Source organism: Pseudomonas sp. ZT5P21, from assembly GCF_054897785.1.
Map to the genome: position 1 here is coordinate 2,419,588 of NZ_CM142705.1, position 12,879 is coordinate 2,432,466.

Below are 12,879 nucleotides of genomic sequence, written 5' to 3' on the forward strand. Positions count from 1 at the left end.
GAGACGAGGCGCAGCATGGAACGATTTACCGGCGGTTGCCTGTGCGGCAACGTTCGAATTGAAGCGTCGGGACATCCCTACCGGGTTGGTCTGTGTCACTGTCTCGACTGCCGCAAGCATCATGGCGCGCTGTTTCACGCTTCCGCGATATTTCCTCAGGAGGCGGTGACGATCACCGGCGACACGCGCGACTACGCCGGGCGGTTTTTCTGTCCGCGCTGCGGCTCTTCGGTTTTCGCCCGCACCGACGACGAAATCGAAGTGAACCTGGGATCCCTGGATGCTCCTGACCAACTGACGCCGACCTACGAAAGCTGGACAGTCCGTCGCGAGTCCTGGCTGCCGCCGTTTCCGCTTAGGAGACGATACGAGCGCGACCGTGAGGGCCCGGGGCGTTTGGAGTAGTAGGGCGCCTCACGCGATTCGCGCGCTCAAGCTTAGTGACATTCACCTATCCCGATCGGGCGGCGGCCAAGCGTGCATTCGACGCGATGATGGCGATGGGGAAAATCGATATTGCGGCGATTGAGGCGGCGCTTGGACGATAGCCCGCCGTTGCACTCACCCTCGCGGTTCAGCCACCAACAATAACGATTGCGGCACGGGACTTTGCGGGTGTTGTGGCTCCTGCAAGCTCGCCAGCCGCAAACCCGCCATGTCCAGCGCATTGAGCCAACTTGACAAGGTGCGCGAATACCATGGCATCGGATGCCACTGCCCCTTGAACCCGGCGAAGGTCTCTTCCCGCCAGCCATCCTGATAGTCGCCCGCCGCCGTCGTCCACGGATGCAGCGTCTGGATGACCAGCGCGCCACCCGGGGCGAGCAGGGCGTTCATGGCGGCGAGCAGAGGAATGATGTCCTGATGCAGCAGCGCGAAGTTGGCGCAGATCAAGTCGTAGTCGCGGCCGATGTGCACTTTAGCTTCCGCCAGTTCTTCATAGCTCGCCAAATGCACCTGCGAAGTGCCCGCTGCCCGCGCCGCCTCGACCAGCGTCGCATCGCCATCCACACCGACCGCCGTGATGCCTCGTTCAGCCAGCGCACGCAACAGCCAGCCCTCGCCACACCCCAGATCGAGCACGCGCGCGGGCTGGCGGGCTGCCACCGCCGTCAACATGGCCTGGTCGGTGACCTTGAGGCGGCTTTCGATGGTGCCACTGCGGATGGCTTCGATCCAGGAGTGGGCGTTGTGGTGCCAGCTTTGGAGGAGGGCGGATTCGGGGGCGGGCATTTCGATGTCCGGAATGAGGGTTGGATTCAAGCATAGGACAAGTGCGGGTGGCGCGGACCGACCGGTTTGGTTGATAGCGGCCGGTTGCAAAGGGCAGCAATCGATCCGGAGCGAATCTCCCCGCACCGATACGCTGCCCAAAATCAACGACTGGTTTGCCGCGTCACGACAGGCGCGATTCGCGTGCCGCACTGCTCAAGTGCCCGGCCGCTGCACCGATGCGCGAGAACACCAGCCACGCAAACAGCAGCACACTGCAGCCAATGAGGATAGAGGCGACGGCAATCAATGGTTCGACCGACGGGAAGCCCTTGAGGCGCAGCGTCAGTGCGCCGAGCATCACCGGGACGCCCACGTTGTACGTCCAAAACTGTGCTGCCGCGACGCGCCCTTCGGAAATTGACGGGTGCGCGGTGCCGATGATTCCGAACAGCGCCATCGACACCCATCCCAACAGATTGACATGGGCATGCACCGCGAACAGCGAGTGGTCGCCGGAAGCGCCCATCGCCACGCCCAACACCACGCCAATAGCAAAGTAGATAGCCGCGAGCCGAAACCAGGTCCGCGAACGGGGGTTGTGATTCATGGCATTCACCTCATGCGCCCTGAGGCGCGCTCAGTTGCTGAAACATAATGGCCGACCCTTGCAGGTGGGTTGCCGTGTGTCTATTATGAGACTTGTGTCTCATGACAAGACAGAGTCTCATATATTTCATGTCGATTCCGAAGTCAAGTCCTTCGAACCTCGAAGGCGATCCGCAAGGCCGCGCCAACCAGAAGCTGCGAACGCGGCAGGCGCTGATCGATGCCGCCAACGCCTTGCGCGAAGAGGGCCAACACCCGACTGTCGCGCAAGTGGCCGAGCGCGCGATGGTGTCGCGCGCCACGGCGTATCGCTACTTTCCTTCGCTTGAAGCGTTGATCAGCGAGACGGCGGCCGATCGTGACATGAAGCCGCTGGAGAGCTTCTGGCAGCCGGGAGACGATCCGGTGAAAGGCATTGGATTGGCGGCGAACGCGTTGAATAAACTCTTGATCGACGACGAGATCGGTCTGCATGTGATGGAGCGTTCGTTCATGTCGGTGTGGCTCGAAAGTGATACCCACGAGCCCCTGCGGCCGGGTCGACGCATGAGCTACATTGAGCCGATCGTCGACTCGCTAAAGGGCGTGCTCTCACCCCAGGCGCGCAAACGACTGAAGCAGGCGCTGTCGATCGTCATCGGCACCGAGGCGTTGATCGCCGTGCGCGATATCAGTGGCGCGAGCGTTGACGAATCACTCGATACAGCGGCCTGGGCGGCGAGGGCGCTGGTTCGTCAGGCGTTGGAGGAGGAGCAGGCGCGGCGCAAGCGCAACTGATCTTCATTGCAAATATGGCCTCTCGCTTTCCTGCATGAGTGGGCGCCTGTATCTCATAAATGCGGGGCATCTGTGTCTATCGAAAGGATCATTGGATGGGTACGGTCCACAGACACTTTTTCATTGATGAGGCAACCATGGACCTGACGGCTGTTCCCTTTGGTACGACCGATTGGTCGACTGTCGAACCTGTTCAGTATGCTGGACAAACGGGGACCGCCCTTTGGCGAACCTGCCAGTTTGGTTCGACGCGTGTGCGAATGGTTGAATACAGTCCCGGCTATCTGGCCGATCACTGGTGCTGGAGAGGTCATATCCTGTTGTGCCTGGAAGGCGAATTGCACACGGAGCTGGAGGATGGTCGCCAGTTCACGCTCACCGCCGGAATGAGCTATCAGGTGGGCAGCAGCGCTGAGGGGCATCGATCTTTAGCACCACGGGTGCCAAGTTGTTCGTTGTGGATTGACGCCGGGGCTCACCGTAGTCGATTGCCGGGATGGTGAAAATCCCCCGCCCTCTATTCAAGGCAGATTTCGGCAGGCGAGCAGCGTTCCATGCTGCTGCGAAGTCTGAAAGTAGCGACTAAATTTCGTGGTGAATCTCCAATATCCTGAACGTCACTTTTCCACCTTCGGTGGGATAGCCGGTGTTGTCCTGCACATACGCACCCGCTTTAAAATACAGGGGTTCGGTCTTCCAGCTCGGATCGAGGGTGGTTCTCCAGTTGTATCCTGCTGCGCTGATGCCTAACGCTCCCTTCGGGCTCAAATGGATTTGGTAGGAAAAGTTCTGGTTCAGCGACACACCTGTCGCAATTGTAATGACTTGGCCCGATTCATCGTCTGGACGGGTGCGCACCTTGGCGACAATGTTTCCGGTCGAGCTAGAGGTTTTGTACTGGTATTCCAGCTTCACCATGGGGCTGTTGCTGTTCTTGTTGTGGATCTGACCTATCACGATCTTGCCGGTGCTGGGTACCTGGTTGACGGCCAGACTGGCCCGCAGTTTGTTATCCGCCGCTGGATACTGCCAGTTGCGTACAGTTCCATCGCTATAGGTTTCTCTCAATTCGCAACGTGGATAAAGAGCGTTGGCCGTCCTGGAGCCGGTCACAGGTGCCCAGAAGGAAAGGTTGCCGGTTTCAGAATTGAAATACTTGTCGTTGAACCCTTGCGCCAGTCGAGGCGTTTCTATGGTGGCCGGTGGGCTGCCTTCAGGGATGCTTAAGTTCCAAGTGGCGAGGTCGATCATGTCGAGGATCCTTTATACGAGGATGTATGCGGCGGCCACAGTGGTGCTCTGACCTGCGCGATTGAGCTGTGCCAATCGGTCGGGGCGTAGCGTTAAATTCGTGCGGCGGTTGATTGACGTCAAATGTTCGTCGAGAGTGCTTCTGCAGGGTTTGTGCCCAAGGTGGGGACCGTTAGTCGGCTATTTTGGACATTGATTGAACTTTGGCGCGTTGAGCGCGTCTGGCAGAGGAGCCAAATTTGGAGGGGGAACAGTATCTGTCCGCTTCACTATGCAAAACGGACGGGTGTCCTTATAGCGAGCACGGTTGTAGCGCTCAATACTCCCAAGCAAAGGGCGGTTTGCAACGTAGATGCCGGACAGGCGCTGCCATGCGGCCGAGAGATTTTTCCTCGATTCTCAGCAAATACATCGCGGAGCGGTCGCGGTAGAGACGGCAGTTGCCTGCCCCCTCGCACAGATTCTTTGCGTGCCTGTCATCGATTGTGTATCCGCCTGCACGGCGCGCGACTATTGCTAGAAGCAATAGTCACCATCAAGAAACGCAAGTTCTACTTTGTTGCCAATACCCGGAAAATCGCCTGCATCGAAGACGCGGCTCAAGAAATTTGGGCGATGAACCCAACCGTTTATTTTCAGGAAGAGATCGATGCGCCCTTCATTTGTGCGTGCCATGGCGTTCAGTTCTTTGTTGCTCGCCGGTTGTGCCTCCGCACCGAACGACCCGACCTTGACCTTGCAGACCAGCAAGACCCCTGCGCAGTACGCCGACTGCGTCGTACCGAAACTGCAGGGCAGCGCGTTGAACCCGACCGTCTCGCAAACCCAGCGCAGTTACCGGATCGTGGTGCCGAGCAGAGTCTCGGCGGACAACGTGCTGGAAGCCTATAAGGCCGGGAACGGCGGCAAGGTGTTCATCTACGAGCGGCACTTGCTGGCCTCGAACTTACTGCCTTCGAGTTTTGAACGCGCCGCACAGGAATGCATCTGACCCGGTCCGAAAAGTTTTTCTACAGAGCTCCTTTGGTTGGCCGCAACCAACCAATTTCTTTGCCCCGCACCCCATTGGGTGGCGGGGCTTTTTTTGTCTGCGAAATGGACAACAGCTTGCCGTGGATTCAAATTGAAGAGGGCGTGATGGTTCGATCCACGCCCTGAATCTTGGGTCGTTTCTGACACTCGTATAGACCCGTCATTCACTTGTTTGAATAGACAGACGAAACCGATATTCCTGGTCTGTCCCTTCTTGACCAGAGATATGCTGGATCAAAAAGCCACAGCGTTTGAGTACTTTTGCCGAGCCGATATTTCAGCGTATACGTTGGCAACCAGTTGTTTAAGCTTCCAATGCAACTGTGCGTTTTGAATCAGATGCCTCACCGCCAGCGTTGCCAGTCCCTGCCCGCAAGCATATTGAGCGATCCGATAGCCGATTTCTGCCGACCGCTCGGAGGTGTCGATGTTTTTCAGGTTCGCTCGCCCCACTATTTTTCCACCAGAGTCTTCGATGACAAAGGGGTGCCAGGTGCCGGCGGCATAATCAGCTAAATAAGTCCTGATGTGCTCAACCACACCCTGCACCGAGTAAAACGCTGCACCACGCGCATCAATGTGGCGTTCGAACCACTCGCGATTGTCCAATTCAAACGTCAGCAACGCCTCAGCATCGGTGCTTGCAGGGTACGGATTGTGACGGGCTTCATAAGGACGCTCACCTCTGATGGATGTCTACTAAAGCGGGGATTCGCAGGAAACAGTCTTTCGTTTCCTGCGATTGTTTTGGGGGCGCTTGGTTCGGGTCTACGCTAAATCCATGCGGGTCGATCAGTTGTTACCACCTGTTCGCGCTACGTCCGTCCATGGAGCGCCAATGTTGCCCATCACCACGCGCCTGGTAGCGCTGTTTGTTCTGTACCTGACTCCTGTAGCGCCAGCCCAGACCAGCGACTGCCAGGTTGGCGAACAACAAGTGTGCCTGGAGGGCTGCATCTGCGTGCCAGACCTGGGACAGGTGCTCGGCCCCCTGCCTGATGGCATCTACCAGATCGCGGCACCTGCCCTGGCGCTGTGGCTGACCCAAGCCCGCGCTGAAGCAGCCAACGCTGGCATCCAACCCATTCCGCCGCACATCCGGGAGCAACTGCTGCGCTGGTACGACCCCAGCGTCCTCGATATCGCGCACTATAAAGTAAGCGACAACGGCCAATTCAGCGCCGCCACGACCATGCTGCAAAACCCCGATGTCGGTGCCGTGACGCTGATCGACATCATCCTCTTCCGGGACGCTCAAAGCGCAGAACAGAACATCGCGCTCTGGGCTCACGAACTAAAGCATGTGCAGCAGTTTCAGGAATGGGGGGTAGAAGGATTTGCCCAGCGGTATACACAAGATTTCAATGCTGTAGAGGCGCCGGCTTATGCCATACAGGCGGAGGTCAGACGGTGGGTGCGGGAAGGGACTCACTGAAGGGTAGCGAAGCTGCGTAAAAGGTGGATTCCGCCAAGTGGGGAGAAGCCGGACGTATCGTTGCGCTGTCGTAATATTTTTACACTTTCTTTACGCTAGGCGTTTGTGCCCGCAACGATACTGGCCGCGATTTTTTGGATCATCCGGTGCCTTGATTTCCGATGGCCCTGGAAAAATGTATTGCCCAAGGATGGCGTGCACTGACCCCCGCTAATTGAGAGATGCGCCCCTTGAGTGAGACAGCGACCGTTGCAAACGAAAACTCCCCATCCAAAACGTCAGGAGTGGGCTTGCTCGTCGCTGCTGTCGGGGTGGTTTACGGGGACATCGGTACCAGCCCCCTTTACACGCTGAAAGAAGTATTTTCCGGCCATTATGGCGTTCAGGTAAATCACGACGGCGTTCTGGGCATTCTGTCGTTGATCTTCTGGTCACTGATCTGGGTAGTCTCGATCAAATACGTGCTGTTTATCCTGCGTGCCAGTAACCAGGGTGAGGGCGGCATCATGGCGTTGACGGCGTTAGCCCGCCGCGCGGCAGCACCTTATCCACACATGAGCAAGGTACTGGTTCTGCTCGGTCTGTTCGGTGCGGCACTTTTTTACGGGGACAGCATGATTACCCCGGCGATCTCGGTGCTTTCCGCGGTTGAAGGACTACAGCTGGCGTTTGACGGCATAGAGCACTGGGTGGTGCCTTTGTCAGTGATCGTGCTGGTGGCGCTGTTCCTGATACAGAAACATGGCACGGCTCGAATCGGCATTCTGTTCGGCCCGGTCATGGTGCTGTGGTTTGTGGTGTTGGGTGCGCTCGGCATCTACGGCATTTTGCAGCGCCCCGAAGTGCTGCAAGCGCTCAACCCTGTCTGGGCTGTGCAGTTCTTCCTGGTTCATCCGGGAATGGGTGTGGCAATTCTGGGTGCTGTCGTGTTGGCGCTGACCGGTGCTGAAGCACTGTATGCCGACATGGGCCATTTTGGTCGTAAGCCGATTTCCCGTGCATGGTTTATTTTGGTGTTGCCGGGGCTGGTACTCAATTATTTTGGTCAGGGTGCGTTGATCCTGGAAAATCCAGAGGCCGTGCGTAATCCGTTCTATTTGCTTGCGCCTGGCTGGGCACTGCTGCCGATGGTCGCGCTCTCCACCCTGGCCACCATCATCGCTTCTCAAGCAGTGATTTCCGGTGCTTTCTCTCTGACGCGCCAGGCGATCCAGTTAGGGTACGTCCCTCGCATGTTTATCCAGCACACCTCCAGCCATGAACAGGGCCAAATTTACATCGGTACGGTCAACTGGGCGTTGATGGTCGGTGTCGTGCTGCTGGTGATCGGCTTCGAATCATCCAGTGCCTTGGCCGCTGCGTATGGGGTCGCTGTGACGGGCACGATGTTGATTACCACCTTGTTGTCTTCGGCTGTCGTCCTGCTGCTCTGGAAAACGCCGCGCTGGCTGGCAATCCCGATGCTGCTCGGCTTTCTGCTGGTGGACGGCCTGTACTTCGCCGCCAACGCGCCGAAAATTTTTCAAGGCGGTGCGTTCCCCGTGATTGCCGGCATTGGCCTGTTCATCTTGATGACCACATGGAAGCGGGGGCGAAAAATCATCGTCGAGCGGCTGGACGAGACCGTGCTTCCTCTGCCGCTGTTCATCAGTAGTATCCGTTCGCAGCCGCCCCATCGTGTTCAAGGTACAGCGGTTTTCCTGACGGCCAGGGCCGATGCTGTTCCGCATGCACTCCTGCACAATTTGCTGCATAACCAGGTTTTGCATGAGCAAGTGGTGCTGCTCACCATAGTGTCCGAAGACAGCCCTCGGGTGACTGCTGACCGACGATTTGAAGTTGAAGCGTATGGCGAAGGGTTCTTCCGGGTCAGTCTGCACTTTGGTTTCATGGAAGAGCCCGACGTACCCTTGGCCTTAAGTCTTTGTCACTTGAGCGAGTTGAATTTCAGCCCGATGCGCACGACCTACTTCCTCAGTCGCGAGACCGTCATCCCCACCAAACGCATCGGGATGGCACGCTGGCGAGAGAGTCTGTTCGCGTTTCTGCTCAAGAACGCCAACAGCAATCTGAAATATTTCAAATTGCCGCTGAATAGAGTGATTGAACTGGGGACGCAGGTGGAGATGTAGTGGCAAACACCGCTAACGCAAAGGCTTGAACGCTGTGCGTAGTTCTTCAGTAAAGAGTTGCGGCTGTTCCCAGGCCGCAAAGTGCCCGCCTTTGTCGGCTTGATGGAAGTAGGTCAGATTACTGTAGGCGCGTCGGGCCCAGCTTTGCGGAGGATAGTAGACGTCATCTGGAAACACGGTGACCGCCACCGGCAGGGAAATTTCAGTCGTCTTCTGTGCGGCGGAGGAAAGAGGGCTTCGTCCCATGTTTTCCCAATACAACCGTCCTGCCGAAGCGGCGCTGTTCGTCAACCAGTACAGCGTGAAGTTATCCAGAACTTGATCCCTTGTCGGCAGCTGTTGAGTGTCGGCGCCGTACATCCATTTGCCAAAGCCCGGGTGGACGAGCATGAGCGCGGCAAGAAAGGTCGGTGAGTCCGCCACGCCGTAGCCCATCATCTGCGGTCTGGCGGCCATCATTGCGCTGTACGCCAGGTTCCCCTGCTTAATCAGTGTGGCAACGGTGTCGAAGGTTGTGCGTTCCTGCTCGGAGAAGTTCGCCGGTGCCGGCCCACCGACAGCGAGTGCCGCAGTCGCTTCCGGCGGTAGCGTTGCCGGCAGGTTGAGGTGAATGCCGAGCAATCCCGCTGGTGCCTGGCGCGCCATCGCGCTGGTGATCGGGGCACCCCAGTCGCCACCCTGGGCAACGTAGCGCGTGTACTCCAGACGTTTCATCAACTGCGCCCAGACCCGCGCAATTTTCTCCGGATCCCAACCAATACCTGTCGGTTTGCCGGAGAAGCCGTAGCCGGGGATGGACGGAATCACCACATCAAATGCATCCTCGGCGTTGCCCCCGTGAGAAGTGGGGTCAGAGAGCGGGCCGACGACATCAATAAACTCGAGTACGGATCCCGGCCAACCGTGGGTCATGATCAACGGCAACGCGTTCGGACGGGGAGAGCGCACCCAGATGAAATGGATATCGACCCCATCGATAGTCGTAACGTACTGCGGCAAGGCGTTGAGCCGGGCCTCCACCTTGCGCCAGTCGTAACTCGTGCCCCAGTAGTGAACCAGCTCCTTCAATTGTTCCAGTTGAGCGCCTTGGGACCGATCGGAAACTGTCTCTTTGTCCGGCCAGCGGGTTGCGGCAATGCGGTCGCGCAGATCCGCAAGATCGCTGTCAGGAACGTGGATCTGGAAGGGCCGGATGGCTTCGGTATCTTTGGTGGAAACTGAATGGGCGGGAAGCGATGAAAAGAGCATGACGGCGACCGCGGCAGCGACGATTGCGAGTTTCATTTTCACTTCCTCTGATGAGGGGATGCCGGGCATCATTACAAATTGAAGGGTAGCAGTTCAGCACCGTGTGATTCGGGTTCGAGTCTCGTTCTTGTCTGAGCGCAGGCTACGGGGGTGAGCCAAAGCGAATAAATCTGTTGAACAAAAACTCTAAAAGCTTTAAATGGGAGGCTCACAGGCGCATTGCTAGCGACAGTAAGTGAGTATTGCCAGTTTCTGGCTCAGGGAGCGCTGATGAGTTTTCGTCCATTGACCGATTTCTCGTGCCAATCGAACGATTGCGACGTCGTCGCATCTCTGCTTGAAGTGAATTCGGATACTGTCGGCATGGCCCACGCTGGCAACGAGGACACGATCGAACAATTGCTGGACTCAGCGCGCAGCTGGGGGCACACCACCGCGTGGGTCATTTACCGTGCCGGTGAACAAATGCATTTAGTCGGGCAGGGCGACCCACGGGCGCAGTGGCCCTCAAGCGTTGCAAATGATGAATTCGAAGCCTTTTGCCTGACCTGGCACTTCCACCGCTGGCCGACCGGCAGGGGCGAAAGTGTGCTGGGTTGGCTACTCGCGCCTGTGGACGATGCCGCGGAACCGGCACTCGCCGAGTTTGCCCGGTGCCTGGGCATTCAGGTGCAGACCAGCACCCTTGCCCGTGCGCAGATTACCCAGCGTGTGCTGTACGAAATTACCTACCTCGCCAGTTCGACCCGCGACCGGTCAGTGTTTCTGGTGGGGGTGCATCGGCTGCTGGCTAGCCTGATCGACGCAGAAAACTTCTATCTCGCGTTGTATGACCCGCACAGTGGCAAGATTGACTACCCGTATTACGTCGACATCATCGACGTTGATGCCGTGGAGTCCCAGCACTACGAGTACCTTGACCTTTCGCACCTGTCGTTGACTGGCCAGGTATTGACCACTGGCCAGCCGTTGCTGATTGACGCCGCCGGCATTCTCGCGGCTCAGGCCGAGGAGCGTTTTTACTGCGTGGGCGATCGTCCCGAATTCTGGATGGGCGCACCGTTGAAAAATGCCTCGGATGACGTCTTCGGCATGCTCGCCATGCAGGTCTACGACGTTTCCCGAACCTACAGCGCAGAGGACCGCGCGCTGTTTCTGGTGGTGGCCCGCCACGTGGCCATGGCGCTGGACCGGATTCTGCACCGAGAGGATCTGGAAGCGACGGTGATGCGTCGCACCCTGGAGCTTTCGGCACTCAACGCCGCATTGAGGCAGGAAGTGGCGGACCGAGAGCGCGCCGAGCATCTGCAGAGCGCGCTGTTCCAGATCGCTGAGCTCTCGAGCCAGCCTGGCGACATGGCTGAGTTGTTCCAGACCTTGCATGGCATCGTCGGTGATCTGCTGTTCGCGCGTAACTTCTACATTGCGCTATTCGACGACGCGACCAGTGAAGTGACCTTTCCGTATTTCGTCGATGAGCGGCAGACGACTTGCCCAGTGCCACGGCGAGGTCGCCGGGGCTTGACTGAGTACGTTATCCGTCAGCGTCGACCTTGCCTGATTGACGCCGACGAGGCTGAGCGATTGTCTGTGCACGGCGAAATCGAATTGGACGAGGAGTATGTCCGATCCTATTCCTGGTTGGGCATTCCCTTGTTTGATGGCGATGTGGTGCGCGGCGTGCTTGCGGTGCAAAGCTATACCCCGCAGGTGCGGTATACCCTGCGTGACCAGGAACTGCTGACGTTCGTGTCGCGGCACATTGACACGGCGTTGTCGCGACGCACGGCCGCCGAAGCGATCCATGCCGCCAACCTCAAGCTGGAAGCCCGGGTGCAGAACCGCACCCGCGAGCTCGATCACGCCAATGCGAAGTTGAAGCACGAGAACACCCACGATGCGCTGACCGGGCTACCGAATCGTACCTGCCTGCAACAGCGCCTCAATCTGGCCTGGTCACAGTTCGGCATCGAAGGCGGGCACCTGGCGGTGATGTTCATCGACCTCGACCGTTTCAAATTGGTCAACGACAGCCTCGGCCACCATTTTGGTGACTTGTTGTTGATGCAGGCCGCCCACCGTTTGAGCGGTTGCCTGCGCGACACCGACATGCTCGCGCGTCTGGGGGGCGATGAGTTTTCCGTGCTTGCTCCCGAGGCGCCACTGGACGTGGTGATCGAAATCGCCGAACGGATCCTGGTGGCGTTTGACCTGCCGTTTTTAATCAATGGCTATGAAGTTTTTTCGTCCTGCAGTATCGGTATCGTCAGCGCCGACAGTCAGTTCCATCACGAGCCGGCCGACTTGCTGCGCGATGCCGATGTGGCGATGTACCGGGTCAAGAGTGCCGGGCGCGATAGCTACGCGGTGTTCAACCAAGAGGTGCGCCGCGAAGTCTCGGACCAGGTTGAGCGTGAAGGGGCATTGCGCAACGCACTCAAACGCACCGACGAGCTGCTGCCGTATTTCCAGCCGATTGTCAGCATCGACAGCGGCGAACTGTTGGCCCTTGAAGCGCTGGTCCGCTGGCGTCAGCCGGACGGCCGGATAGTCGCGCCGGGCGAGTTTTTACCGGATGTCGAGGGTTTGCGCCTGATCGGTCGACTGGACCTGTACATGCTGACCAGCGTCGCCGTCATTCTCGCCCAACCCGAGCACGCCAATTGGCCCCCGGTCCACGTCAACTGCTCCAGCTACAGCATGACGCGTCCGGACTTCGCCACTGATGTGCTTGCACTGTTGGCGCGGCACCGGGTCGAGCCGTCGCGGATCTGCCTGGAGTTGACCGAAGGTGCGCTGGTCGCTGAGCCGGCGATTGCCCGCCTGACCATGCAGCAACTGGCCGACAACGGCATGTCGGTGGTGCTCGATGATTTCGGTGCAGGGTTTTCATCCCTGAGTTACGTGCATCAATACCGCTTCAGCGGCTTGAAGATCGACAAGTCGTTCATCTTCGAACTGACCACCAGTGCTCGCAGTCGCGCGATTGTCCGGGCGATTGTGCGGATGGCCGAATCGCTCGACCTGAGTGTGGTGGCCGAAGGTGTCGAGGACGAAGCGACGCTGGACTTGCTGCGCGAAATGGGCGCAGGGCAGGCCCAGGGTTATTATTTTGCCAAGCCGATGGGGTTGGAGGCTTTGTTGGCGAGTTCGCTGATGGGGCGTTAGGGCGGTAGCAGTTCG

General features: G+C 58.3%; 10 protein-coding genes and 4 pseudogenes. 8 read left to right on the forward strand and 6 right to left on the reverse strand.

The features are described from left to right. Positions 1–15 precede the first annotated feature (15 nt). Both ACYZT9_RS11295 and ACYZT9_RS11300 read left to right on the forward strand, forming a co-directional pair. A complete protein-coding gene (locus ACYZT9_RS11295) occupies positions 16–405 on the forward strand; it encodes a GFA family protein (RefSeq protein WP_462009850.1) in 390 nt (129 codons plus the stop codon). A 50-nt stretch (positions 406–455) separates the two neighbouring features. Next, positions 456–548: pseudogene (locus ACYZT9_RS11300) on the forward strand (VOC family protein); the annotation flags it as partial. A 13-nt stretch (positions 549–561) separates the two neighbouring features. On the opposite strand, the gene ACYZT9_RS11305 reads toward ACYZT9_RS11300, so the two are convergent. Further along, a complete protein-coding gene (locus ACYZT9_RS11305) occupies positions 562–1,233 on the reverse strand; it encodes a class I SAM-dependent methyltransferase (protein WP_462010201.1) in 672 nt (223 codons plus the stop codon). Between the two features lie 163 nt (positions 1,234–1,396). Continuing rightward, positions 1,397–1,822 (reverse strand): hypothetical protein, encoded by a 426-nt coding sequence (locus ACYZT9_RS11310; RefSeq protein ID WP_462009851.1) that lies wholly within the window; start codon positions 1,820–1,822, stop codon positions 1,397–1,399. Between the two features lie 128 nt (positions 1,823–1,950). On the opposite strand from ACYZT9_RS11310, the gene ACYZT9_RS11315 reads away from it, so the two are divergent. Together ACYZT9_RS11315 and ACYZT9_RS11320 are read left to right on the forward strand one after the other, a co-directional pair. Beyond that, complete coding sequence (locus ACYZT9_RS11315; RefSeq protein ID WP_462009852.1) at positions 1,951–2,598, forward strand: TetR/AcrR family transcriptional regulator; 648 nt, start codon at positions 1,951–1,953, stop codon at positions 2,596–2,598. 137 nt (positions 2,599–2,735) lie between these two features. Next, positions 2,736–3,064 (forward strand): annotated as a pseudogene (locus ACYZT9_RS11320) (DHCW motif cupin fold protein). A gap of 116 nt (positions 3,065–3,180) precedes the next feature. Here ACYZT9_RS11320 and ACYZT9_RS11325 read toward each other — a convergent pair. Both ACYZT9_RS11325 and ACYZT9_RS11330 read right to left on the reverse strand, forming a co-directional pair. Next, entirely contained in the window at positions 3,181–3,849 is a 669-nt protein-coding gene (locus ACYZT9_RS11325) for a polysaccharide lyase family 7 protein (protein WP_462009853.1), read from the reverse strand. A 303-nt stretch (positions 3,850–4,152) separates the two neighbouring features. Further along, positions 4,153–4,264: pseudogene (locus ACYZT9_RS11330) on the reverse strand (DNA adenine methylase); the annotation flags it as partial. A 234-nt stretch (positions 4,265–4,498) separates the two neighbouring features. Between ACYZT9_RS11330 and ACYZT9_RS11335 the strand changes: the two are divergent. Next, entirely contained in the window at positions 4,499–4,840 is a 342-nt protein-coding gene (locus ACYZT9_RS11335; RefSeq protein WP_462009854.1) for a hypothetical protein, read from the forward strand. 201 nt (positions 4,841–5,041) lie between these two features. Here the strand turns inward: ACYZT9_RS11335 and ACYZT9_RS11340 are convergent. After that, positions 5,042–5,552, reverse strand: a pseudogene (locus tag ACYZT9_RS11340) (GNAT family N-acetyltransferase). 167 nt (positions 5,553–5,719) lie between these two features. Between ACYZT9_RS11340 and ACYZT9_RS11345 the strand changes: the two are divergent. Together ACYZT9_RS11345 and ACYZT9_RS11350 are read left to right on the forward strand one after the other, a co-directional pair. Beyond that, complete coding sequence (locus ACYZT9_RS11345; RefSeq protein WP_462009855.1) at positions 5,720–6,316, forward strand: eCIS core domain-containing protein; 597 nt, start codon at positions 5,720–5,722, stop codon at positions 6,314–6,316. A 230-nt stretch (positions 6,317–6,546) separates the two neighbouring features. Next, complete coding sequence (locus ACYZT9_RS11350) at positions 6,547–8,448, forward strand: potassium transporter Kup (protein WP_462009856.1); 1,902 nt, start codon at positions 6,547–6,549, stop codon at positions 8,446–8,448. 12 nt (positions 8,449–8,460) lie between these two features. On the opposite strand, the gene ACYZT9_RS11355 is transcribed toward ACYZT9_RS11350, so the two are convergent. Continuing rightward, positions 8,461–9,732, reverse strand: coding sequence for an epoxide hydrolase family protein (locus ACYZT9_RS11355; protein WP_462009857.1), 1,272 nt, complete (start codon positions 9,730–9,732; stop codon positions 8,461–8,463). A 234-nt stretch (positions 9,733–9,966) separates the two neighbouring features. Between ACYZT9_RS11355 and ACYZT9_RS11360 the strand changes: the two genes are divergently transcribed. Continuing rightward, positions 9,967–12,864, forward strand: coding sequence for an EAL domain-containing protein (locus tag ACYZT9_RS11360; protein ID WP_462009858.1), 2,898 nt, complete (start codon positions 9,967–9,969; stop codon positions 12,862–12,864). Positions 12,865–12,879 lie beyond the last annotated feature (15 nt).